The organism is Pseudomonas sp. PA-1-6B (assembly GCF_021609545.1).
Taxonomy (GTDB): domain Bacteria; phylum Pseudomonadota; class Gammaproteobacteria; order Pseudomonadales; family Pseudomonadaceae; genus Aquipseudomonas; species Aquipseudomonas fluorescens_BV.
Genome location: NZ_WJZM01000001.1, coordinates 246,983 through 271,599, shown reverse-complemented (window position 1 = coordinate 271,599; position 24,617 = coordinate 246,983). Strand labels below are relative to the sequence as shown.

18 protein-coding genes and 1 riboswitch are annotated in these 24,617 nt (G+C 61.3%); of the genes, 7 read left to right on the top strand and 11 right to left on the bottom strand.

Translation table 11 applies throughout. The features are described from left to right. Window positions 1-113: 113 nt before the first annotated feature. On the bottom strand, window positions 114-2,003 hold the full coding sequence (thiC, locus tag GIV35_RS01155; RefSeq protein WP_034125634.1) for a phosphomethylpyrimidine synthase ThiC: 1,890 nt from the start codon (window positions 2,001-2,003) through the stop codon (window positions 114-116). A gap of 149 nt (window positions 2,004-2,152) precedes the next feature. Then, window positions 2,153-2,258, bottom strand: a riboswitch (TPP riboswitch). A gap of 196 nt (window positions 2,259-2,454) precedes the next feature. Between thiC and GIV35_RS01150 the strand changes: the two genes are divergently transcribed. Beyond that, window positions 2,455-3,894, top strand: a complete 1,440-nt coding sequence (locus tag GIV35_RS01150) for a TolC family outer membrane protein (RefSeq protein WP_032893875.1) — start codon at window positions 2,455-2,457, stop codon at window positions 3,892-3,894. 118 nt (window positions 3,895-4,012) lie between these two features. On the opposite strand, the gene waaA is transcribed toward GIV35_RS01150, so the two are convergent. Together waaA and GIV35_RS01140 are read right to left on the bottom strand one after the other, a co-directional pair. Beyond that, the gene (waaA, locus tag GIV35_RS01145) at window positions 4,013-5,290 is read right to left on the bottom strand and encodes a lipid IV(A) 3-deoxy-D-manno-octulosonic acid transferase (RefSeq protein WP_213153576.1); all 1,278 of its coding nucleotides are present in this window, start codon (window positions 5,288-5,290) and stop codon (window positions 4,013-4,015) included. A 23-nt stretch (window positions 5,291-5,313) separates the two neighbouring features. Further along, window positions 5,314-6,204 carry a LysR family transcriptional regulator gene (locus GIV35_RS01140; protein ID WP_032893879.1) on the bottom strand — a complete coding sequence of 297 codons (891 nt, stop codon included), beginning with the start codon at window positions 6,202-6,204 and terminating at the stop codon, window positions 5,314-5,316. Between the two features lie 103 nt (window positions 6,205-6,307). On the opposite strand from GIV35_RS01140, the gene GIV35_RS01135 reads away from it, so the two are divergent. The 4 genes from GIV35_RS01135 to GIV35_RS01120 are packed head-to-tail and all read left to right on the top strand — an operon-like array spanning window position 6,308 to window position 9,684. Then, a complete protein-coding gene (locus GIV35_RS01135) occupies window positions 6,308-6,643 on the top strand; it encodes a DMT family transporter (RefSeq protein ID WP_003188013.1) in 336 nt (111 codons plus the stop codon). A gap of 55 nt (window positions 6,644-6,698) precedes the next feature. Then, window positions 6,699-7,874 (top strand): NAD(P)/FAD-dependent oxidoreductase, encoded by a 1,176-nt coding sequence (locus tag GIV35_RS01130; RefSeq protein ID WP_236264124.1) that lies wholly within the window; start codon window positions 6,699-6,701, stop codon window positions 7,872-7,874. Continuing rightward, window positions 7,871-8,683: an aldo/keto reductase gene (locus GIV35_RS01125; RefSeq protein ID WP_223023747.1), complete on the top strand. Its 813-nt coding sequence runs from the start codon at window positions 7,871-7,873 to the stop codon at window positions 8,681-8,683. Before GIV35_RS01130 ends, GIV35_RS01125 begins: the two co-directional genes overlap by 4 nt. A 41-nt stretch (window positions 8,684-8,724) precedes the next feature. Further along, window positions 8,725-9,684: a metal ABC transporter ATPase gene (locus tag GIV35_RS01120; RefSeq protein ID WP_198714733.1), complete on the top strand. Its 960-nt coding sequence runs from the start codon at window positions 8,725-8,727 to the stop codon at window positions 9,682-9,684. A gap of 27 nt (window positions 9,685-9,711) precedes the next feature. On the opposite strand, the gene hldE is transcribed toward GIV35_RS01120, so the two are convergent. Together hldE and msbA are read right to left on the bottom strand one after the other, a co-directional pair. Beyond that, window positions 9,712-11,136, bottom strand: a complete 1,425-nt coding sequence (gene hldE / locus GIV35_RS01115) for a bifunctional D-glycero-beta-D-manno-heptose-7-phosphate kinase/D-glycero-beta-D-manno-heptose 1-phosphate adenylyltransferase HldE (RefSeq protein WP_198714734.1) — start codon at window positions 11,134-11,136, stop codon at window positions 9,712-9,714. A gap of 645 nt (window positions 11,137-11,781) precedes the next feature. Next, entirely contained in the window at window positions 11,782-13,587 is a 1,806-nt protein-coding gene (gene msbA, locus GIV35_RS01110; protein ID WP_014716640.1) for a lipid A export permease/ATP-binding protein MsbA, read from the bottom strand. 158 nt (window positions 13,588-13,745) lie between these two features. On the opposite strand from msbA, the gene GIV35_RS01105 reads away from it, so the two are divergent. Beyond that, on the top strand, window positions 13,746-15,587 hold the full coding sequence (locus tag GIV35_RS01105) for an O-antigen ligase family protein (protein ID WP_202691004.1): 1,842 nt from the start codon (window positions 13,746-13,748) through the stop codon (window positions 15,585-15,587). Window positions 15,588-15,635: 48 nt separating this feature from the next. Here the strand turns inward: GIV35_RS01105 and GIV35_RS01100 are convergent, their stop codons facing one another. The 6 genes from GIV35_RS01100 to GIV35_RS01075 form a co-directional block, all read right to left on the bottom strand. Further along, the gene (locus GIV35_RS01100) at window positions 15,636-16,517 is read right to left on the bottom strand and encodes a glycosyltransferase (RefSeq protein WP_034125626.1); all 882 of its coding nucleotides are present in this window, start codon (window positions 16,515-16,517) and stop codon (window positions 15,636-15,638) included. Next, the gene (locus GIV35_RS01095) at window positions 16,514-17,662 is read right to left on the bottom strand and encodes a glycosyltransferase family 4 protein (RefSeq protein ID WP_197881077.1); all 1,149 of its coding nucleotides are present in this window, start codon (window positions 17,660-17,662) and stop codon (window positions 16,514-16,516) included. Before GIV35_RS01095 ends, GIV35_RS01100 begins: the two co-directional genes overlap by 4 nt. An 85-nt stretch (window positions 17,663-17,747) precedes the next feature. Further along, complete coding sequence (locus GIV35_RS01090; protein ID WP_223023743.1) at window positions 17,748-19,154, bottom strand: PIG-L family deacetylase; 1,407 nt, start codon at window positions 19,152-19,154, stop codon at window positions 17,748-17,750. Further along, the gene (locus GIV35_RS01085; protein ID WP_105225529.1) at window positions 19,151-20,047 is read right to left on the bottom strand and encodes a GNAT family N-acetyltransferase; all 897 of its coding nucleotides are present in this window, start codon (window positions 20,045-20,047) and stop codon (window positions 19,151-19,153) included. Before GIV35_RS01085 ends, GIV35_RS01090 begins: the two co-directional genes overlap by 4 nt. Further along, entirely contained in the window at window positions 20,048-21,805 is a 1,758-nt protein-coding gene (locus GIV35_RS01080; RefSeq protein WP_014716634.1) for a carbamoyltransferase family protein, read from the bottom strand. Window positions 21,806-21,944: 139 nt separating this feature from the next. Further along, on the bottom strand, window positions 21,945-22,280 hold the full coding sequence (locus GIV35_RS01075) for a YceK/YidQ family lipoprotein (protein ID WP_105225528.1): 336 nt from the start codon (window positions 22,278-22,280) through the stop codon (window positions 21,945-21,947). Window positions 22,281-22,495: 215 nt separating this feature from the next. On the opposite strand from GIV35_RS01075, the gene GIV35_RS01070 reads away from it, so the two are divergent. Next, complete coding sequence (locus GIV35_RS01070) at window positions 22,496-24,577, top strand: TonB-dependent receptor family protein (RefSeq protein WP_105225527.1); 2,082 nt, start codon at window positions 22,496-22,498, stop codon at window positions 24,575-24,577. Window positions 24,578-24,617 lie beyond the last annotated feature (40 nt).

Sequence of the window (24,617 nt, the reverse complement as noted above, 5' to 3'; positions counted from 1 at the left end):
GCCCGACTCCCACAGGGGACCGTTTGTGAACACAAAATCTGTGTACCACTCGGCCAACTGTGGGAGCCGGGCTTGCCCGCGATGAGGGCGGTGCGGACACCGCCGTCTATGGATCAGACCTTCTTGTAGAGCTGGCTACCTTCCTGCTTGAACCGCTCAGCCTGCTCGGCCAAACCCTTGGCCACGTCCACATCCACCGCATCAATGCGCTGGTTGGCCGCGTACTCACGCACCTCATGGGTGACCTTCATCGAGCAGAATTTAGGCCCACACATGGAGCAGAAATGCGCGACCTTGGCCGATTCCTTGGGCAACGTCTCGTCGTGGAATGCCCGTGCGGTGTCCGGGTCCAGGCCGAGGTTGAACTGGTCTTCCCAGCGGAATTCGAAGCGCGCCTTGCTCAGGGCGTTATCGCGAATCTGCGCGCCAGGGTGGCCTTTGGCAAGGTCGGCCGCGTGGGCCGCAATCTTGTAGGTGATGATCCCGGTCTTCACGTCATCCTTGTTCGGCAGCCCCAAGTGCTCCTTGGGCGTGACGTAGCAGAGCATGGCGCAACCGAACCAACCGATCATCGCCGCGCCAATGCCTGAGGTGATGTGGTCGTAGCCCGGCGCAATATCAGTGGTCAGCGGGCCGAGGGTGTAGAACGGCGCCTCGTCGCAGCACTCCAACTGCTTGTCCATGTTCTCTTTGATCAGTTGCATCGGCACATGGCCGGGGCCTTCGATCATGGTTTGCACGTCGTGTTTCCAGGCGATCTTGGTCAGCTCGCCCAGAGTCTCCAGCTCACCGAATTGCGCAGCGTCGTTGGCATCGGCCACAGACCCCGGGCGCAGGCCATCCCCCAGGGAGAAGCTGACGTCATAGGCCTTCATGATTTCGCAGATCTCTTCGAAATGCGTGTAGGCAAAGTTTTCCTTGTGATGGGCCAAGCACCACTTGGCCATGATCGCGCCGCCACGGCTGACAATGCCGGTGACGCGATTGGCGGTCAGCGGCACGTAGCGCAGCAATACGCCGGCGTGAATGGTGAAGTAGTCCACGCCTTGCTCGGCCTGTTCGATCAGGGTGTCGCGGAACAGCTCCCAGGTCAGGTCTTCGGCAACGCCGTCGACTTTTTCCAGGGCCTGATAGATAGGCACGGTGCCGATCGGCACGGGCGAATTACGGATGATCCACTCGCGGGTTTCATGGATATGCTTGCCAGTGGACAGGTCCATGATGTTGTCCGAGCCCCAGCGAATGCCCCAGGTCATCTTCGCCACTTCTTCTTCAATGGACGAACCCAAGGCGCTGTTGCCGATGTTGCCGTTGATCTTCACCAGGAAGTTACGGCCGATAATCATCGGTTCCAGCTCAGTGTGGTTGATGTTGGCCGGGATGATTGCGCGGCCGCGGGCGATTTCTTCGCGCACGAACTCGGGCGTGATGATTTTCGGAATACTGGCGCCGAAGCTGTGCCCGGCATGTTGTTGCTTGAGCAGGCCGCTGGCGCGGGCTTCCTCAAGCTTCATGTTTTCGCGGATGGCCACGTATTCCATTTCTGGCGTGATGATGCCTTTGCGCGCGTAGTGCATCTGGCTGACGTTGGCGCCGGCCTTGGCCCGACGCGGGTTTTGCAGGTGGGCAAAGCGCAGGTAGGCCAGGTCGGGGTTATCCAGACGTTCCTGGCCGTAGCGTGAACTCAAGCAGGCCAGCCGCTCGGTGTCACCACGCTCTTCGATCCACGGCGAGCGCACATCGGCCAAGCCTTTGCGCACGTCGATGATGACATTGGGGTCGGTATAGGGGCCGGAGGTATCGTAGACCACTACAGGGGCGTTGATTTCGCCACCAAACTCAGTGGGGGTCACGTCCAGGCTGATTTCACGCATCGGCACGCGAATATCCGGGCGCGAGCCCTGCACGTAGATTTTTTGCGAGCGGGTAAATGGCTGCACGGAGCCGGAGTCGACCTTGGCCGATTCACTCAGGTGCACGGTATTTTTTAGTTTTGTACTCATCACAGGCTCTCCAACTTATCCAGGCGGTGGATTTTTGTCGGAGCGAACCTGTGACGGACGGACGCACTGGAACCAGTGCTGTGCTTGGCGCACGAGGGCTGTTCGATTGTCGAACAACATCCCGGACGAAGCACAAGAGGACTCGCCGGGTGACGAGAAATCTTGTTCCCTACGCAGGCGCTAACCTGATCAGGTTCAACGGGATCCGGTATTTACCGATCTCAGCCTTCCAACAAGGCACCCCGACAAGAACGCGACCAGTCTAGACCATGGCGTGGGCAAATTGCCAATAGCGGTGCATTCAGCGTGATGAATGGCGTGATCGTGGGATTGTTGTGCGCAGGTCCGGCCACTACACTCGGGCACTGCTTCAAGGCTTGACGCCAGGCATGGCCAGCCTTAGCCTTGAGCGCTAAATTATAGTCGTAATATTAAAATTAGGGATCGCCTCATGCTGCGCAAACTCTCACTGGCTGTTGCCGTGTCTTGTGCGACCAACGGACTGGTCTGGGCAGCTGAAGCGCCCTTGTCCGCCAACACCGACCTGGTCAGCGTCTATCAGGAAGCGGCGAACAACAACGCCGACCTGGCCGCTGCCCGTGCGCAGTACGGCGCGCAAAAAGAAGTAGTGCCCCAGGCCCGCGCAGGTTTGCTGCCGAACCTGTCAGCCGGTGCCGACAGCAATAACGTGCGCACCCAAATCGACCAACCGGCCGCCACGGCCAACCGTGACGCCCACTCCTGGCGCGCCACCCTGAGCCAGCCGCTGTTCCGTGCCGACCGCTGGTTCCAGCTGCAAGCCGCCCAAGCGGTCAACGAGCAAGCCTCGCTGCAACTGTCGGCCTCCGAGCAGAACCTGATTTTGCAAAGTGCCGAAAGCTACTTCGCCGTACTGCGCGCCCAGGACAACCTGGCGTCGACCAAGGCCGAAGAAAATGCCTTCAAGCGCCAGCTCGACCAGTCCAACGAACGCTTCGATGTGGGCCTGTCGGACAAGACCGATGTGCTGCAATCCCAGGCCAGCTACGACACTGCCCGGGCCAACCGCATCCTGGCCCAGCGCCAGGTGGACGACGCTTTCGAAGCGCTGATCACCCTGACCAACCGCCAATACAACTCGATCCAAGGCATCGTCCATACGCTGCCGGTGTTGCCGCCGGCGCCGAACGATGCCAAGGCCTGGGTCGAAACCGCCGGGCGCCAGAACCTCAACCTGCTCGCCAGCAATTACGCGGTAACCGCTGCTGAAGAAACCCTTCGGCAGCGCAAAGCCGGCCACTTGCCGACGCTCGATGCGGTTGCGCAATACGAAAAAGGCGACAACGACGCCCTGGGCTTCAGCAACCCGAATCAGTTGCCTATCCCGTACGGTGGCGATGTGTCGCAACGCACCGTCGGCCTGCGCTTGAACATCCCGATCTACAGCGGCGGCCTCACCAGTTCGCAAGTGCGCGAATCCTATTCGCGCCTCGACCAGACCGAACAACAGCGCGAAGGCCTGCGCCGCCAGGTAGTGGAAAACACCCGCAACCTGCACCGTGCAGTCAACACCGATGTGGAGCAGGTACAGGCACGCCGTCAGTCGATCATCTCCAACCAGAGCGCGGTGGAAGCCACGGAAATCGGCTATCAGGTGGGCACGCGCAACATCGTCGACGTGCTGGACTCACAGCGCCAGCTGTACGCGTCAGTGCGCAACTACAACAACAGCCGCTACGACTACATCCTCGATAACCTGCGCTTGAAGCAGGCGGCAGGCACGCTCAACCCGGGGGATTTGCAGGATCTGGCGCGCTATCTCAAGGCCGACTACAACCCGGACAAAGACTTCCTGCCGCCGGACCTGGCCAAAGCCGCTGCCGAACAGCTCAAGGCCCGCCCCGGCTATTAAGCGCACCGCCGAACCCATGTGGGAGCTGGCTTGCCTGCGATGCAGACACCTCGGTATATCTGGTACACCGAGGTGATGCTATCGCAGGCAAGCCAGCTCCCACATTGGGTTGGTGTTGTCAGCGAGTGATCAGTCTGTCCAAGCCATCCAGTAAACGCTTTAAAGCGCCCTGATTGGCCTGCATCACCTTGAGCCCCGCCTGCGCCATCTTGCGTGCGTCCTGGGGCAACTCAAACAACTGTCGCACCGCCTCGGCCAGCCCATCGGCATCGTCCACCTCCCGCAAAGCCCCGGCGTCGCGCATCATCGCGGTGATGTCGAGGAAGTTGAAGACATGCGGGCCCATGATCACCGGTTTACCCAGCGCCGCCGGTTCCAGCGGGTTGTGCCCGCCGGTCGGCACCAGGCTGCCGCCGACAAATGCGCTGTCGGCCAGGGCGTAAAGAAACAGCAATTCGCCCATGGTGTCGCCAAGCAGCACCGAGGTTTGCTCGGTGACCGGCTCACCGCTGGAGCGACGCACGGTGGCAAACCCTTGCTGCACGCAGCGCTCAAACGTCGGGCCAAAGCGCTCCTGATGACGGGGCACCAGAATCAGCAGTGCATTGGGATAGTTCGCCAGCAACAGGCGATGAGCTGCCAGCACCACGTCGTCTTCACCTTCGTGGGTACTGGCGGCGATCCAGACCGGACGCTCGCTGGCGCCCCATTGTTCACGCAGGGCGGCGGCGCGGGCAGTCAACTGAGGGTCGATGCTCAGGTCGAACTTGATCGAGCCGGTCACCTCCACAGTTTCAGGACGTGCACCCAGGCTGCGGAAACGTTCAGCCTCTGTCTCGGTCTGTACCGCGAACAAGCTCATTTCTGCCAGCATCGGCGCCGTCAGCTTGGCAAATCGCGCATACCCCTTGGCCGAACGCGCCGACAGCCGCGCATTGGCCAGCGCCACCGGGATACCGCGCTGGGCGCAGGCATGGATATGGTTGGGCCACAGCTCGGTTTCCATGATCACCGCCAGCGTAGGCTGCACGCGGTCGAGAAAACGCTTGGCGGCGCAGGGCAAGTCGTACGGCAAGTAGCAGTGCTGGATGCGCGGTTCGTTGGCGAACAACGCCTGGATCCGCTCGGAACCGGTGGGCGTCATGCAGGTGACGGTAATCGGCAGCTGTGGATAACGCTCCAACAAGCCGCGAACCATCGGGGCGGCGGCAATGCTTTCGCCGACCGACACCGCGTGCACCCAGATCCCGCCGGGCCGCATCACCGGCAAGCCATAGGAAAACCGCTCGCCCACCCGCTTGGCATAGGCCGGCGCTTTGCGTGCACGCAACCACAAGCGTAAAGCCACCAACGGCAGCGCCAGGTAAAACAGACAGCTGTAGAGAGTTCTATTCATGGCGGCGGAGTTTATCGGCTTTTTCAGTCGATCGCCTGCAAGCACTCAGCAAAACGTTTGGCCAAGAAGCGCGCAGCGGGCCCAAGGTGCTCGTCGCGGCGCCACACCAGTTCCACCACCAGGGCGGGCGGGGTCCATTCGCTGGCCAATTCGACCATCTGTTGCTGATAGGTCGGGTATTGCACGATATGCCGAGGCAGCCAGGCCCAGCCCAGGCCACTCATCAGCCATTCGGCCAATACGTAGAAGCTGTCGGCACGCCATACCAAGGGGCTGGCCGCCTCGCTGCCGGGGTAGACGCTGGTCTGGGTCGACATCAGCAACTGCCGAAACTGGGCCAGGTGTTGGCACGTCACGTACTGCTCCTTGGCCAACGGGTGATTGACTCCGCACACCGTGACCATTTCCACACTGCCCACCACCCTTCGCTCCAGGGCTTCGGGAATCTGGTCGTGATAGAACAACAGCCCCAGGTCCGCCTTGCGCTCCACCAGCTTGCGCGCCACATCGCCCTGAGCTGCGCTGGACAACTGCACCTCCAGCAGCGGGTAGTGCACCGCCAGCGCCTCCAGGCTGTCGAGCACAGGCTGGAACAACATCGCCTCATCCTGAGCCAGGCGCAGGCAGGCTTCCTCGCCGCGGGTCAACGATAAGGCCCGGCCCGTGAGGCGCTCACACTGGCGCAGCACCTCACGCGCTTCCTCCAACAACACACTGCCGGCCTCGGTCAGGCGCGGTTGCCGGCCGCTGCTACGTTCGAACAGGACAACGCCCAAGTCCGCCTCCAGCAGGGCAATGCCATTGCTGACCGCCGATTGCGCCTTGCGCTGCCCACGGGCCACGGCAGAAAACGAACGCTGCTCGGCGACGCTGACAAACAGCCGCATCTGCTCCAGATCCCATTGCACGCTCATGGCTCAACCCATCTCAATTCCAGATAGGTAATGACTTTACCCCATCTGGCGAACCTCTAGAATGCCGACCTTATCAAATGCGCATCACCTCGAGGATTGCCCCATGAATGCCGCCTACTACTACTTGGCCATCGCCATCTGCTCGGAAGTGATCGCCACCGTTTCCATGAAAGCCATCAAAGGCTGGAGCACCCCTATACCGTTGCTGCTGGTGATCGTCGGTTACGGCGTGGCGTTCTGGATGCTGACCCTAGTGGTACGCACCGTGCCGGTCGGCGTGGCATACGCGGTGTGGGCCGGGATGGGCATCGTGATGGTCAGCATCGCGGCGTTGTTCATCTATGGGCAGAAGCTGGATGTGCCGGCGATGCTGGGGATGGGCCTGATTGTGCTGGGCGTGGTGGTGATTCAGCTGTTCTCGAAAACCGCCGGGCACTGACCGCCACTCAACAGCCTGTATACTGCGCCTCTTGTCTTGAACACTGAGGTCGCCGATGCCATCCGTTATTTCCACCGACGTTCTGATTGTCGGCGCCGGGGTTGCCGGCCTCTGGCTCAATGCGCGCCTGCGCGGCCAGGGGTTCTCCACGGTACTGGTGGAAAAAGCCACCCTGGGCGGCGGGCAAAGCCTGAAGTCCCAGGGGATCATTCACGGCGGTGCGAAATACGCCCTGCATGGCGCCCTCACCGGCGCCTCCGAAGCCATTGCCGATATGCCGCGCCGCTGGCGTGAAGCCCTGGCCGGCAGCGGCGAGCTGGACCTGTCCGGTGTGCGCGTGCTGTCCCAGGCGCATTACTTATGGTCGCCCGGCACGATTGCCGGCAACCTCACCAGCTTTTTCGCCAGCAAGGCCGTGCGTGGCCGCGTCGATCAGGTCAAGGGCGACGAACTGCCCCTGGCGCTGCAGGACCGTCGCTTCAAAGGCAAGGTCTATCGCCTGGCCGAGCTGGTGGTGGACGTGCCCAGCCTGATCAACCGCCTGGCGCAACTGGCCGGTGACGGTCTGCTCGCTGGACAGCACATCGAACCGTTGCTGGAGGGTGGCACCCTGGTGGGCTTGAAGGTCGATGGCCGTGAGATCCGTGCCCAGCGCATAGTCCTGAGCGCTGGCGGCGGCACGGCAGACTTGCTCGCCGCCCTGGGCCATAGCCAGCCGGCCATGCAAAAACGCCCGCTGCACATGATCATCGCCAAAGGCCCCGGCCTCAAGCCGCTGTACGCCCATTGCCTGGGCGGCGGCACCAAGCCGCGTCTCACCGTGACCACCCACCCGGCCGCGGATGGCAACTGGGTTTGGTACATGGGCGGTGATATCGCCGAGGCTGACGGTGTGGGGCGTACGCCGCAAGAACAGATCGCCACCGCGCAGAAAGAGCTGGCGCAACTGCTGCCCTGGATCGACATGAGCCAGACCCAGTGGGCCACCCTGCGGGTGGATCGCGCCGAGCCGCTGCAAACGGGGCTGAGCCGTCCCGATAACGCGTTCCTTGCCGAAGACGGCCGCCTGCTGGTGGGCTGGCCCACCAAACTGGCCCTGGCGCCGGACTTCGCCGACCGCGTACTCCACGCCCTGGAGCGCGACGGCATACGCCCCAGCGCCAGCGCCCCTCTGCCCGAACTGCCAACCCCGGCAATCGGCCAACCCGCCTGGGAGCAACTGTTGCCATGAGCCTGCCAACCCTGCACGACCTGCATCGCCCCCTGGGCAGCACCGGCCTGCTGGTGTCGCCCCTGGGCCTGGGCACCGTCAAGTTGGGCCGCGACCAAGGGGTGAAATACCCCAACGGCTTTCAGATCCCTGGCGACGACGACGCCCGCATGTTGTTGCACCAGGCCCGCGAGCTGGGCATCAACCTGATCGACACCGCGCCGGCCTACGGCATGAGCGAAGAGCGCCTGGGGCCGCTGCTGCGTGACCAGCGCAAGGACTGGGTCATCGTCAGCAAGGTTGGCGAAGAGTTTGCCAATGGCGTGTCCCATCACGATTTCAGCGCGGCCCATACGCGGATGTCGATTGAACGCAGCCTGAAACGACTTGAAACGGATTTTATCGACCTGGTGCTGGTGCATTCCGACGGCAACGACTTGCATATCCTCAATGATTGCGAGGTTTACCAGACCCTGGCGCAGCTGAAGAAAGACGGCAAGATCCGCGGTTTCGGCTTCTCCGGCAAAACCGTCGAAGGCGGGGTGAAAGCGCTGGAGCAGGGCGACTGTGCGATGGTCACCTACAACCTCAACGAACAGGCTGAGAAGGCCGTGATCGACTATGCGGCCGCCCACGGCAAGGGCATCCTGGTGAAAAAGGCCCTGGCCAGCGGCCACGTATGCCTGGAACCGGGAATGGATCCAATTCAGGCCAGTTTCACCTTGTTGTTCGCGCAAACGGGCGTCGCCAGTGCTATTGTCGGGACCATTAATCCGCTGCACCTGGCCCATAACGTAGCAACTGCTGCCCGGGTCATTCGTCAACTCTGATGCCGCCCACGCGGCCGACCCCGTCGCAAGAAGGAGCCGACATGCCGCGTACGCTCATAAGAAAGAACCCCAGCAACTTCAAGACACTGCCGCTGCACGTCGAAGCCACCCCCGAAGGCCTGAGTTACCAGAGCGTCGGCATGCCGCTCAACTTCGCCCAGACCTTGCAACGGCGCAAGCCGGTCGAGGTGCCAGATCCCGAGCGCTTCGCCCTGGAACTGGCGAACCTCGGCGTCTCGGTACGCCTGACCCTGCACTGGCAAAACAAGGACTACTGGGTGCTGGTGCGCCAACGCCGCCAGGACCGTGGCGATGTTGTGCTCAAGCTGATCTCCGGCTACGTCCCAGCTCATGAACTGAACCTGCCGCTGCACACCGCCATCCAGGAAATTGCCGAAGAGTGCCTGCTCGAAACCCCCGAAGGCTGGCTCGGCGGGCGCTTCAACGACACCTGGCTGCCGGCGCCCTACTCCGCCGCCCTGCATTACCGCGAAGCCCTGCCGTTTCGCCTGAGCCCTTTGTCTGGGGCCGCACGCCCGGTACGCTGCGCCACCATGCAACTGATCGAGCGCCCACGGGCCTACGTGCACCTGCCGACCGCCTCGCTGCAATTGATTTATGACCTGCGCCTGGAAGTGCCGAAGGAAGCCAAGTCCCTCAGCTTGTTTCATGTGGATGAGCGTTTGGAGGGTGACCAACTGGTGGCGCGCCTGGACCGTCAGCGCCCGGACCTGTACTTGATGCCGCTCAAAGATGGCGAGCCACTGGCAGAGTTGTACACGGTCAAGAAAGACCAGCTGTACCCGGCCAGCACGCGCGGCCTCTATCTGGCGGAAAGTTTTGCCCAGCAAGAGGGCTGGCTGGTGCGCGATGAGCGGATACGCTGGAAGGATTGGCTCAGGCAGCAGGGCCTGGCAGAACCGGAAAAAGACTCGAAGCTCAAGCGCTTGACCGGCAAGGCACGGCAGATGCTGCGCAAGATCGTGCCGAAGAAAAGCTAGGGGCGAGCAGGCTCGCCCCACGGGGTATCACTCGTTGTTGCGGATCTTCTCGACAATCGCGGTGGTGGAGCTGTTTTCAACCAGCCCCAGCACTTTGACCGTGCCGCCGTAGGCGCTGACGATGTCCGCACCGACTACCTGATCGACAGTGTAGTCACCACCCTTGACCAGCACGTCGGGCTTGACCTGGGCCAACAGGTTTTCCGGGGTGCCTTCGGAGAAGCTGATCACCCAGTCCACCGCGCCCAGGCCCGCGAGTACCGCCATGCGCCGGTCAACGCTGTTGATCGGGCGGCCAGGACCTTTCAAGCGGCTGACCGAAGCGTCATCGTTGACCGCAACGATCAAGCGATCGCCTTGGGCGCTTGCCTGCTCCAGGTACGTCACGTGCCCGGCGTGCAGGATGTCAAAGCAGCCGTTGGTGAACACAATGCTTTCGTTATGAGCCCGGGCATCGTCAATTGCCAGCAGCAACTGCTCCAGGCCCAGCACACCACGCTCCGAGCCTTCGGAACGCTGGATCGCACGGCGCAACTCAGGTGCGCTGATGGCTGCAGTACCCAGCTTGCCCACCACAATGCCCGCGGCCAGGTTAGCCAGGGCCACGGCGTGGGGCAGTTCCTCGCCAGCCGCGATAGACGCAGCCAGAGTAGAGATTACCGTGTCACCGGCGCCCGTAACGTCAAACACTTCACGGGCACGCGCCGGCAGGTGCATGGCCGGGTGGCCCGGACGCAACAGGGTCATGCCGTGCTCGCCACGGGTCACCAGCAAGGCGCCCAGGTCGAGATCGGCCATCAGCGCCGCGCCCTTGCTCACCAGTTCGTGTTCATCAGCGCAACCGCCGACGATGGTTTCGAACTCACTGAGGTTGGGCGTGAGCAGGCTGGCGCCTCGGTAAACCGAGAAGTCCTTGCCCTTGGGATCGGCCAGCACCGGAATGTTGCGGGCCTTGGCGGCCTGGATCAATACCTGGTGATTCTGCAAGGCGCCTTTGCCGTAGTCGGACAACACCAGCACCTTGATACCTTCGAGCAGCGCCTCGACCTGGTCGCCGAGGGCCAGAGCGTCGGTGGCGAAGGGTTCTTCGAAATCGATACGCAGCAACTGCTGGTGACGGCTCATGACCCGCAGCTTGACGATCGTCGGCTGATGAGCGATGCGCTGGAACAACGCATGCACGCCGGCACCCTGCAGGCTGTTGGCCAGACTTTCGGCCGCTTCGTCGTCGCCGGTCACACCCACCAGGGAGGCCGGGGCGCCGAGGGCGGCAATATTGAGCGCGACGTTGGCAGCGCCACCTGGGCGGTCTTCGATTTGCTCGACCTTGACGACCGGCACCGGAGCCTCAGGGGAAATCCGTGAGGTACCACCATGCCAGTAACGGTCGAGCATGACATCGCCGACCACCAAGACAGCGGCTTGATTGAATCGCGGCATGGACAACTTCATGGAGCAACCCACATACAAAATGAACAGGGGCGCGATATTAGCACAGGGTTTGCGATGGCTTGCGACTGGCACGACGCGGAATCCACCACAGACCAAATATGGAAGGGGCTTGCGAAACTGACCTGTGGCGAGGGAGCTTGCTCCGGTCACGGACTTCCAGCCAACGCTTATCTACCTGACGCACCGAGCTCAAAATGTGGGAGCTGGCTTGCCTGCGATGGCCATAGGTATGCAAACAGTTTTGTAATAACCGAAGGTAACCACGATGCGAAGCGAGCCGCTCTTGATCTTAGGCGCCCCGTTGAACCACGCTGGCGGATTACGGGCACACCGAGCCCAAGCGAGGTGCCGAGTGGTGGGGCAAGAGCGTTTTGCTTACTTTGGCCTGGGCCGGCATCCCGGCTTTTGCAAAGTGAGCCGCCCTCAGGGCGGAACCCTAGGTGGCCGTTACCGCAGGAATGGATAAGTACACAATCCAACGGCGTTGACTGCCAGCCCGCTCCCACAGTTGGATCGCGGGGTGCCAGGTAGAGAAGTGTCGGCTGGGAGGCCGCCATCGCAGGCAAGCCAGCTCCCACAGTTGGAATCGAGGGGGGTCAGGTAGAGAGCCCCCTCCCCACAGCAGCGCTGTGTACACCTGTTGGATCAGGTGATATCAGCCTGCACCGGTGCATCCAGACCCATGGCATGCAGGCGGGCGTAGTAACCGTTCTGCGCCAACAACTCGCCATGGGTACCACGCTCGACAATCCGCCCGTCGTCCATCACCAGGATCAGGTCAGCCTTCTCGATGGTGGACAAACGGTGCGCGATCACCAGGGTCGTGCGGCCTTGCATGACCTTATCGAGTGCCGCCTGGATATGCCGCTCGGACTCGGTATCGAGGGCCGAGGTGGCCTCGTCGAGGATCAGCAACGGCGCGTTCTTGAGCAATGCACGCGCAATCGCCAAACGCTGACGCTGGCCACCGGACAACAACACACCGTTCTCGCCAACCTGAGTATCAAAGCCCTTGGGCAACTGATCGATGAAGTCCTTGGCGTTGGCATCCGCCGCCGCCGCTTCCACATCGGCACGAGGTGCACCGGCCAGGTCGCCGTAGGCGATGTTGTTGGTCACAGTGTCGCTGAACAGGGTCACATGCTGGGTGACCTGGGCAATGTGTTTGCGCAGGTTGAGCAACTTGTAGTCTTCAATTTCGATGCCATCGAGCAGGATTTCACCGCTTTCATGATGGTAAAAGCGCGGGATCAGGCTGGCCAGGGTCGACTTGCCACTGCCCGAACGCCCCACCAGCGCAATCATCTGCCCAGGCTCGGCGGTAAAGCTGATGTCCTTGAGCACATGGCGATCGGTGCCAGGGTAGGTGAAATTCAGGTGACGCACTTCCAGGCGACCGCTGACCTTGTCGCGTTCAAGAGTGCCGTGGTCGACCTCAACGTCTTCGTCCAGCTGTTCGAAGATACTTTCGGCGCCTGCCACACCTTTCTGGATGGTCGAACTGACCTCCGAGAGCTGGCGGATCGGCTTGGGCAGCAAGCCCGCCAGGGTGATGTAGGCCACCATGTCACCCGCCGAGGCGTCGCCACGCAGGTACAGCACCAGGAACATCAACACGGCCATGGCGGAGTAGATCACCAATTGCAGCGCCGGGGTGTAGATCGCCCCAGTGCGGGTCATGCGCAGTTGCTTGTTGGTGTTGCTCTGGCTGGCCTTGAAGAAGCGCTTCTGTTCGTAGACTTCGCCGCCGAAGCTGCGCACCACGCGGTAGCCCTGGATGGTCTCCGAGGCCACGTGGGTCACGTCGCCCATGGCCACCTGAATCTTCTTGCTCTGCTTGCGGAATTTCTTGCTGGCGGTACTGACCATCACGGCAATCAACGGCAGGATCGCGATCATTACCAACGTGAGGCGCCAGTTCATGTACAGCAAGGAAGCGAACAGGAAGATCACCGTCATGCCTTCACGGATCACCACCTTGATAGCATCGGTCGCAGCCCCCGTGACCATGGTCACGTTGAAGGTGATGCGGGAAATCAGATGCCCGGAGTTGTGATTATCGAAGTAGCGGTTGGGCAGCGTCAGCAGGTTGTTGAACAGTTGCACCCGCAAGTCGTGGACCAGACCCAGGGAGACCTTGGCCAACAGGTAGTTGCCCAGGAATGAGCCCAGGCCCTGCCAGGCCGCGATCAAGATGATCAGCAGCGGTACCGCCTGCAGCAATTGCAGGTCGCGCAGGAAGGGCACGGTCGGGAACAGCACGGCTTCCGGATTGGAGAGACCGTCGACAAAGTACTTGAGGATGTAACCCAGCATCGGTTGGGTCGACGCGAAAATCAGAAATCCAAGGATACTCAACGCGAACAAGCCCATATAGGGCTTAACGTAACTGAGCAGGCGGAAGTATATTTTCAAGCTCGAAGGGCTTGCGCTCGGACTGGAGTCGGTCATATCACGCGGCGTTTTGAAAAAGGAGGCTGACTTTAGCACAGCTTCTCTGTTGTACTTGCACCCGGCGTAAGCCGCGGCCCGGTTGGATCCTACCGGCGACATTACATAGCCACTAGCTTAAGATGGTCGGCTTTCTCTTTCTGGAATGGCTTTACTGTATGCACTCCAAGCGCCTTACCTATGGCTCAAATCGCGTTTTCGACTTCCTGGTCCTATGGATTTTGCCTGTTGGCTTGCTGCTGCTCCTGAGTGCACTGTTCTTTGTCGGCAATCGCAATGTACTGCACCGCATTGTCTACATCCTGTTCAGCGTACCGACCTTGTTTCTGTTGTGCATGCGCCCTCGGGAGTTCAAGGACCTGCTGCGCGAGCCCCTGGCGATCGCGTTCCTGGCGTTCTCCGCCTGGGCGTTGACCAGCCTGCTCTGGAGCCCTGAACCCAGTTCCGATACCGACCTGTTCAAGCGGCCGTTGAATACCTTCATGCTGTTTGGTGGCTGCGCACTGCTGCTTCATTATCGCAATGAACTTTTCAAGCCAGTCTTCTTCAGCGCTGCGGTGATTGCGCTGGTGGTGAGCCTGGGTAATCTGGTGGCGTTCGCCAAGGGTTATTCGCCCGGCATGCGCATGATCGGCGGCCTGGGCGCCCTCGACAACCCACTGCTCAGCTCGCACCTGTTTGGCTTTTTCACGGTGTACTGGCTGTATGTCTGCATGACTACCCAGCGTCTCAAGGTGCTGTGGTTCAGCGTTCCGGCCCTGGCGGTCATGACCACTGCGGTGCTGGCGACCGGCTCACGCACGCCACTGGTGGCGCTGACGCTGGCCATCCTGTGGATGAGTTTCGTAAGCCGCAACCGCCGTGCGGCACTGCTCATTATCGGCATGGCCCTGGGTGCTGCCGGACTCCTGTTGTTCCACCCCGAATTGATCACCACACGCGGCAGCTCGTTTCGCTTCGAACTGTGGAACATGTCTCTGCAGCTTATCGCCGAACACCCATGGATCGGGCATAGCTACGACTCGGAGCTGTTTCTCACAGTGTCGGATGGCCTTCAACTACGCGAAACCCACAGCTTCGCCCTCGGCGTGCTCTATTACGTCGGCATCATCGGTTTCATCCCATGGGCCTTCATGCTCGTTTGGGGCTTATACAAAGGCCTGCAGCAACGCGCCCAGCCGCTGTTCATCCTGGCTTCGTCACTGCTGGCCTACGGCATCGGCGCGGGCCTGACCGAAGGCGGAGGCATTCTGTCGCGCCCTAAGGAACACTGGTTCCTGCTGTGGATTCCATTGGCAATTATCACCGGCCTGAGCCTCGCCCAGCGCCATCGCAGCCTACTGCGCATGCCGGTGCAGAACCTCAAGCCCGCAGCGTTTGAACAGCTGTGCAGCAACGCCCATGTGATTGAGGCCGATGGCCTGGGTCCCAAAGTCCTGCGCCTGGAGGACGGCAGTTTCCTCAAGCTGTTCCGCCCACGCCGCTGGTACACCTCCGGAAGCTTCAACCCGTACTCCGAGCGCTTTGCCAGCAACAGCGAGCAACTGCGCACCCTGGGCATTCCTACGCCGCACATCCTCGGGCTCTACCGCCTGAGCGATGCCAGCAGCGCAGTGCGCTACACGCCGTTGCCCGGCCTGACGTTGCGCCAAGCGCTGCAAAGCCTGGACAGCAGCCTGCGTGAATCACTGGTTGAGCGCTTTGGACGGTTCATGGCGCAACTGCACGAGCGCGGCGTGTACTTCCGCTCGCTGCACTTGGGTAACGTGTTGTTGATGGACGACGGTGAGTTCGCCCTGATCGACGTGGCTGACCTGCGCATTTACCCGTCTTCACTGCGCTACGCCTTGCGCCAACGTAACCTGCGCCACATGCAACGTTATCCTCAGGATCGCAACTGGCTGTTCGAAACGCACTTCGAACAACTGCTCAAGGGTTACGCCTCGGAGGCGAGCCCAGCCGCCACTGCGAAAATCCGCGAGCAGGTCCAGAGCCTGTAAACACCTGTAGGAGCGAGCTTGCTCGCTCCTACAGGGTGCGGTGGCGATTCAGTTTTTGAGCGGCGCCAGATACAACCGCACCAGCCCGCGCAAGGTCTTGCGCCCCCAGAACTTCAAAGGGATCTGCTTGAGAACCTCCCGCGCCAACGGGCGGTCGCGGTCGGCGGTCTTGAGGAACATCGAGTTCAGGAAGTTGTAGCGAACCGCGTCATAGGCCGGATGCTCGCTGAACTTGGCGTAGGTCTTGAGGATGTTCTGGATCATGTAGCGGTGGTTCTTGTAGGTGTTGCTGGCGTGCTGGCGATACTTGGCCATCACCACGTCAAGGGCGTCAATGGTGTAGCCCGCCGCCGTAATCTTCAGTTGGATCAGCAAGTCTTCCAGGGGAATCTGCGGGTCGAAACCACCGACCTCCTCCAGCACTTCGCGGCGAATCAGCATGGTAGGCGCCGGTGGAAACGGCTTGCGGTCCAGGAACAGGTCATCGAAGTCCAGACGTCGAAACGGCACGTCGCGACGCTGTTTCTTCTCCGGGTGCAGGTTGCCATCCCCGTCGATCAGCTCGATATTGCCAGCACACATGCCCACCTTCGGCTTGCCGTCCATATACGCCACCTGGGTGGCAATACGGTCCGGCAACATGATGTCATCCGAACCGAACGGTGCGATCAGGCTACCCTTGGCGCGAGCAATCGCACCGTTCAAGGTCGCGCTGAGCCCTTGGTTCTGCTGCACCTGGAAATCAAAGCCGTGCTCGGCCTGCAAGCGCTGGATGCGTTCGACGCTGTCATCCTTGGAGCCGTCGTCGACTACCAACAGCTCGATATTGGGGTAGGTCTGCCCCAGCACGCTAAGAATGCTTTGCTCGATGTACTGGCCATGGTTGTAGGAAGCGATGATCACCGAGACCAAGGGTTGTTGCTGATTCATGCTCTACCTACTTCACGCAAACCGGTTTCAATCAGGGTCAGATACTTGTGCTTGAACTCGTCGAGGGTGTGGTTGGCCTCCAGATAGCGGAACACCTCCTCACCCTTGGCGCGCAATTGTTCATCGCTCATGGCCAGGTAAGTGTCCAGGGCCGCAGCCAATTGTTCGACATTACCCGGATCATGGGACAAGCCGCCCGCGCCCTGCACCAGTGGCAGCATCGCCGGGCCGTTGGAGGCGATCACCGGAAGGTGGCCGCTCATGCCTTCCAGCAAGGCCAGGCCCAGGCCTTCGAACAGCGACGGCATGGTCCAGATATCGAAGCCGCGCACGTACTTCATGCCGTCTTCGCGAAAGCCCAGCAAATGCGCACGGCCGGTCAGGCCGAGGCGCTCGATGTCGGCACGCAGGTCGGCTTCGGCACGGCCAGAACCAATAATCCCCACCTGCGCCTCAGGGTATTTGTCCTTGAGCGTGGCGAAGGCTTGCAGCAGATGGGTATGGCCTTTGATCGGCACGAGGCGGCCCAGGGCGCCGATCATCCGTGCATCCATTGGCAGGCCCAGGGCCTTGCGCGCGTCCTCACGAGACAGCTGCAAAGCCTCGGCCTGGGGAATGTCGATAGCGTTGGTGACGTACGTGGTGTTCTCACGGGTGAATCCGCAGTTGAGGTCTACCAGGTAGTCCTTGACCGCTTCGGACACCCCGACAAAGCGCCACGCCGGGCTGACCCAGCGCTGGGTTTGACGCCGACGGTAACCACGGGCGTACTCGCCAAAGCCGTGGGAGATGCCGATGCACAGCGGGATCTTCAACCAGCGGTTGAGCGACAGCATCATGTTCACCGACTTGAAGCGGTTACAGATGACCACGTCGAACTTCTGCTCGCGGCAGTACTTGTAGATCTGCCACATGGCGCCAAAGCGAATGCCCTTGAGGGACTTCTCCGGCAGCTCGAAATAATGGGAGTGCTCGGCCACGCTCAGGGGCTGGCCGGGCAGCGGGCGCCCACTGAGAAATCCGGAGGTCACCTCGAAGCGCTCAGCCGGCAGGGATTTGACGATTTGCTCACCCAAGTCCGCGAAGTCATGGGTCTTGACGTTGTAGTCCGGCTGTAACTGCAAAACCTTGAAACGAGGCTTCATAACTCTCCATGCAGCGATCTGGCTACGGGCACGCAGCCCGGTAAAAAGGGCGACAGGCGCATAACGGCCTGCCTTCAATCGGCTCTCAGTCCTGCTTCAGGACCCACAACAGCTCGTGACGGCGCACGGCCTTGCGGAAGAATTCGTTCTCGCCATAGGGCGATGGACTACGGCCCGCCAGCAGTTGCTGCAACCACCTACGCACTCGACGCTTGAACGGCGCTGGCGGCTGCAGGTCGTGCATCATGCCCAGGGCCATGGCCTTGTCCTGCTGCTGGCTCAAGGCGAGAGCGAAACTGCACGGCACCAGTTCCACAGCACCATCGAAACGTGGCGGCAGCGCCACGCCAGCGCCGGAATCGCCCATTGGCCAGCGGTCGTTATCATGCAGGTGATTGGCGTAGCCGAGCAATGTGTCGGGCTGCCACTCCAGGCCCTGCAAAGCTTCCAGCACTGCCGCGTGGGCGCAGATATGGTCGGCGTGAGGGTCCAGCAACGGCGTGGGCAAGACGATGACCTGGGGCCGCGCCTTGAGCAGCAGCGCCCGCAGGTCGGCGATCAGGTTATGCCAGGTCGGGGCACCATCAGCATCGCCAGGCAGGATAAAACCATTGAACTGGCGAAACAGCCGCGTATCGGCCAAATCGGCTTCGCGGGAGGCTTGAGGCTGATCCGGCGCGGCCTGCATGGCTTGCAACTGCATGCAGAAGTACCCCAACTGCACGCACTGCGCCTCGGGCACGCCCGCCCAGCGGGGCACGGCGACGCTGTCCCAGGCTCGCAAACGGCCCTTGAGGCGCGCAGCTTCAGCCTTGGGCAGGCCCATGTGCTGATAATGCTCAGCTTCGATTTCACCGGCCGTCAGCGTGACGATCCAGCTTTCAGTCGCCTGGCTGTAAAGGCTGAACGCAGCCAGCTCGGCATCGTCGGCATGGGGTGCGATCACCATCACACGTTGCTGGCGATAGTCCGGCTGGCGAAAGCGCCACAGCGTCGGCTGCCCCTTTATCCGGCAAAAACGCCCGCTCAATTTGAGCTTGCCCGCGGCCAAGGCTTCGGCGGCGCCGGTCAGGTTCAGATAACGCCGCCCAGCGACGCCGCGCTCGAAGGCTTGCCGGTCCGGACTTTGCAGGCCCAACAGGTCTACCGCAGGATCGAAGAAACGCCCCAGCCAGGTACTTTTCAACTCAATGCCGACGATCAGGGTTTCATCCGCCGCCAACGGCGCATCCAGCAACAGCCGGCCCGCCTCCAGGCGCAAGCCGGGCTGTTCGCTGCCAGCCGGGAAGGCATACTCATAGCTGTCTTTGGGCGAGTAAAACAGGTGATCGGCAAACCAGGCTTCATGGGCGGCCCACAGCAGCACCGCAAGGATCAGCGGCAACCACCAGGCCACCAGTACGCCGGTGGCGACCAACACCAGCACGCCGATCAATAGCGCAATACGCTTGTTACGCCGATGGCGCTTGAGCAGTTGCTGTTTACGGCTCATACACTGAAGACCGGCACCGGGTTGCACCAGCGCTCCTTGTATTCACGGTCGGAACGCCCGAAGGAGAAGCGCAGCGACTTGTTCGCCGCCCGCGCCTGCTCCCAGGCACTTTGGGTATTGAGAAAACTCAGCACGCTGCCGGGGCTGAATGCACGGGTTTCAGGATCGACGCCGCCATTGACATACTCGGCACTGAACCACTCGTTGGACTGCACCTGATACACCAATTGCACTGCAATCGGCGCGTCGTTCAGAAACAGCACCGAGCCGAACAGGAATTCCTTGAGCAACTCCAGCACCTCGGCCAGACGCGCCGCGCCCGCCGCCGGGAAGCCCCAACGACGCTGGAACAGGTCGCAATAGATCGCCGCCAGTTCTACGCTGGAAAACTCACTGACCGCCCTTACCACGCCGCCCGCCTCTTCCAACAGGCGCAGTTCACGCCGCTGGTTGTAGCGAAACTTCTTCGACAGGTCCTCGGGAGTACGCGCCATGGCCAATTGCTCGGCCTGGGGCTTGAGGGTGCTCACGCGCCCTTGATTGAGCGTCGACAGGTAGCGCGCACGATGCCGCAACGGCACCTGCGCATCGGCAGCAATCGGCAGGATGATCTCGGCGTTGCCCAGGTCAAACAGGCCTTTCTTGCCACTGCGCTTGAGCACATCCTTGGACAGCGCCAGGTCGCGCCCCCAGGTGGCGATCGCCCCCTTGAGTTCACCACCGTGCTCCCAGCCCAGGTAGCGCACAGGTATCTGCGCCAGCCCGGCCAACCGCTCGATCACCTGGGGATGGGTCGCCACACTGCCGCCGTAACGCTGCCAGGCCTGGGCGTAAACCTCGGCCTCGACAGGCGCCCAGCCACGTTCACGCCAGCCCTGGAAGCGGTTCAGCATTTAAACCACGGCGTCATAAGGGTCCACGCCATCCTTGACCACCAGGATGTCTTCCATGATCAGGTACTGCAGGTCCGAGCCGAAAAACATGTTCAGCGCGTCGGTCGGCGAGCAGATCATCGCTTCGCCACGACGGTTGAGCGAGGTGTTCAGGGACACGCCGTTACCGGTCAGCACTTCCAGCTCTTTCATCATGTCGTAGTAGCGCGGGTTGTATTCGCGCTTGAGCACCTGGGCGCGGGAAGTACCGTCTTCGTGCACCACTTCCGGTACGCGAGTCTTCCACTCTTCGGCGACTTCGAAGGTGAAGGTCATGAACGGCGCCGGATGATCGACCTTGATCATCTGCGGGGCAACGGTGTCGAGCATCGACGGGCAGAAAGGCCTCCAACGCTCGCGGAACTTGATCTGGTGGTTGATGCGATCCGCCACGCCGGTCGCACTCGGGCAACCGATGATCGAACGACCGCCCAAGGCACGCGGGCCAAACTCCATGCGGCCCTGGAACCAGGCGACCGGATTGCCGTCGACCATGATCTTGGCAATGCGCTTAGGCATGTTCTCGATCTTGCGCCAGTTCGGCTTGCTCTCGTGCTTGGCGCACGCGGCGATCACGTCTTCGTTGCTGTAGGACGGGCCGAGGTAGACGTGTTCCATCTTCTCGACCGGTACACCACGAGCATGGGACACGTAGGCCGCCGCACCGACGGCGGTGCCGGCATCGCCGGAAGCCGGCTGTACGAACAGCTCTTTGACGTCGTCACGGGCAATGATTTTCTGGTTCAGCTTGACGTTCAGCGCACAGCCGCCGGCGAAGGCCAGCTTGCCGGTGTCCTTGAGGATGTCGCCCAGGTAGTGGTCGATCATCTGCAAGGCCAGTTTTTCGAACAGCGCCTGCATGCTGGCTGCATAGTGGATGTACGGTTCGTCGGCGATGTCGCCTTCGCGTTTCGGCCCCAGCCACTCGATCAGTTTTGGCGAGAAGTAGAAACCCTTGCCCTTCTCTTTGTAGCGGCGCAGGCCGATGACGTTGGCGTAGTCGGTGTTGATCACCAGTTCGCCGTTTTCAAAGGAGGCCAGGCGCGAAAAGTCGTATTTGCTGGCATCGCCGTACGGCGCCATGCCCATGACCTTGAACTCACCGTCGAGCATTTCGAAACCGAGGAACTCGGTGATTGCGCCGTACAGGCCGCCGAGGGAGTCCGGATCGTAGAATTCCTTGATCTTGTGGATCTTGCCGTTTTCGCCGTAGCCAAAGAAGGTAGTGGCGTACTCGCCCTTGCCGTCAATGCCCAGGATCGCGGTTTTTTCCTGGAAGCCCGAGCAATGGTAGGCGCTGGATGCGTGAGCCAGGTGGTGTTCTACCGGTTCAATCTTGATTTTCTTCGGATCGAAGCCCAGTTGCTCCAGGCACCAGACGATCTTGTTGCGATAGCGCTTGTAGCGACGGTTGCCCATCAGGATCGCGTCAAGGGCGCGGTCCGGGGCGTACCAGTAACGCTTGGCGTAGTGCCAGCGCGCCTCGCCGAACAGGCTGATCGGGGCGAACGGGATCGCCACCACGTCAACGTCCGAAGGCTTGATGCCAGCCTGCTCCAGGCAGAACTTCGCCGACTCGTAGGGCATGCGGTTCTTTGCATGTTTGTCGCGTACGAAGCGCTCTTCTTCGGCGGCCGCAATCAGCTTGCCGTCGATATACAGGGCTGCGGAAGGATCATGGCTAAGGGCGCCGGACAGGCCAAGAATCGTCAATGCCACTGGGGTCTAGCCTCTTTTAGTCTGCATGCAGGCGCATCGCGCCTGAAAAAAGTGTGTTTCCCGCCGGGGCGGGAAACAGCTAAAGGGCGGGATTATAGCTTAAAAGCAGGGGGAAGCTGTTAGCGGCAAGCTCAGCGGATTATTGGAGTTCAATGCTACCGTCGGCGCTTTGCCGGTAGACCGTGTAGGGCAGCAGGAGCGTGTCCGTGATGCCCGAGAGCGGGATATCAATGAGCGTCCATGGCACATTGTTCACTACCACATCGCCGCGGGAGTTCGGCGGGCCATTCAAGATACACAGGTTATAAGTCACCCCGCTGTAAATACGGGGAACGGACTGACAATAGGTTTTATTGGCCTTGAGTGATCGAACTGTGGCGGCATCCTCGCGAAACGCGGTAGTAACAGTTCCGCAGCCAGCCATGGTTAATGCGATGCTCCCCAGCACCAGTAACTTCATGCTCGTTGTGCGCATGTTTTCGGCTCTTCTTTTTTGGAGGAACCGAAATCTAGCAGCTCCCGCTTCGCTAACCCAACGAATCAGGAGCCTACAGGCGCCGTCGCAACGCGTGGGAAACTTCCTGTTCCGCCCAGTGTTGTGAATTCGGAAAAAATCCAGGGGAGCCGTTAAACTGGCGGCATTTGCGCCTACGCCATTCAGTTGCGCTGCGCCACAGACCCGGCCCCCTCATGACATCATCCACTCCCTGCCGCCTTGCCCTGCTCTTGCTGGGCCTGTGCAGTAATGCCCAGGCCGACGATACGCCGCTGATACTTGACCCCAGCGTGGTCACCGGCTCGCGCAGCGCCAGCCCGACGTTCGATTTGCCCTATTCCGTGGACGGCATCAACCGCGAGCAGATCAGTGACGGCCAGCTCGGCATCAACGCCTCCGAAGCCCTGTCCCGCGTGCCCGGCCTGGTGGTGCAGAACCGCCAGAACTATGCGCAGGACCTGCAAATTTCTTCCCGAGGCTTCGGCGCCCGTTCAGCATTCGGCGTGCGCGGCATCAAGCTGATCGCCGACGGCATCCCCGCCAGTACCCCGGATGGCCAGGGCCAGGCCGCGACGTTCAACCTCGACACGGCCGAGCGCATCGAAGTGCTGCGCGGCCCCGCGGCGACGCTGTATGGCAGCAACGCCGGGGGCGTGATCCAGATGTTCTCCCGCGACGGTGAAGGCCCGCCGCGTATCGGCGCCGAAACCCTGGTGGGCAGCGACGGCCTGAACAAGAACCACCTCAGCGCCGAGGGCACGGCGAATGGCGCCGGGTTTGTGCTCGACGCCTCGCGCATGGACACCAACGGCTACCGCGATCACAGCAGCGCGCGCCGCGACCAGACCTTCGCCAAGCTCAATGTCGAGCCCGATGACGACAGCAAGCTGGCATTGATCTACAGCAGCCTGGAGCAGAACGGTACGCAAGATCCACTGGGGCAGACCTGGGCAGCGTACAAGGCCGACCCGCGCTCGGTAAGCGCCAATGCGCTGAACTACAACACGCGTAAAAGTATCGATCATCAGCAATTGGGGATGAATTACGAGCGGTATTTCGGTGGCGCGACCTTGCAGGTCAATGCCTACACCGGGCGGCGCAGTGTGATTCAGTACCTGTCGATCCCCAAAGGCACGCCCGCCAACGAACGCGGCGGTGGCGTGGTGCAATTTGATCGAAAGTTCTACGGCGGCAGCGTGCGCTGGCTGCAGCCCATCGAAAGCGCGCCTGGCGAGCTGATGATCATTACCGGCCTGGACTTCGACCAAAGCGAAGACAGCCGCCATGGCTATCAGAACTACAGCGGCAATGCCCTCGGCGTGAAAGGCCAACTACGCCGCGACGAAATCGACACGGCTCGCAGCCTCGACCCGTATATCCAAGCCAACTGGGCCCTCGACCGCTGGACCCTGCAAGCCGGCGTGCGCCACAGCACGATGCAGATGGACGTTGACGATCAGTTCCTGAGCAATGGCGACGCCAGCGGCAACAAGACCTACCAGAAAAACACCCCTTCGATGAGCGTGATGTACGCGTTCACCCCCGACTTGCACGCCTACATCAGCGCAGGCAAAGGCTTTGAAACCCCGACTCAGGCCGAGCTGGCCTATGCACCGGGCAACGCCGAGGGCTTCAACTTCGGCTTGAAGCCGTCTGAAAGCACGCAATATGAAATGGGCGTGAAAGCGCAACTGAACAACACGCGGATCAACGCCGCCATTTTCCAGATCACCACCGAGGACGAACTGGTGGTGCAGCAATCCATCGGTGGCCGTACCAGCTACCAGAACGCCGGTCGCACATTGCGCCGCGGCTTCGAACTGGGTGTTGAAAGCCAGCTGAGCGACCACTGGAGCACCAGCCTGGCCTACACACGCCTGCACGCAACCTACGACAGCGACTTTGCCAGCGGCACCAACACCATCGACAAAGGCAACTACCTCCCCGGCGTGCCACAAACCACCCTGTTCGCCGAACTGAACTGGAAACCACGGGACTGGGTCAGCACCGCCATCGAAGGCATGTACCGCAGCAAGGTCTACGTAGAAGACACCAACCAACAACACGCCGCGCCGGCCTACAGCGTCTTCAACTGGCGCGCACGGTTTGAGCAGAAGGTAGAGCACTGGACCTTTCACCAGACCCTGCGCCTGGATAATCTGCTGGATCGTCAGTACGTAGGGTCGGTGATTGTGGGGGATGGCAATAACCGCTACTACGAAGCGGCGCCGGGGCGCTCGTGGTATGCGGGGGCTGGGGCGCAGTACCAGTTCTGAATGCAGCGCCTGGACGGGCGCCATCGCGGGCAAGCCCGCT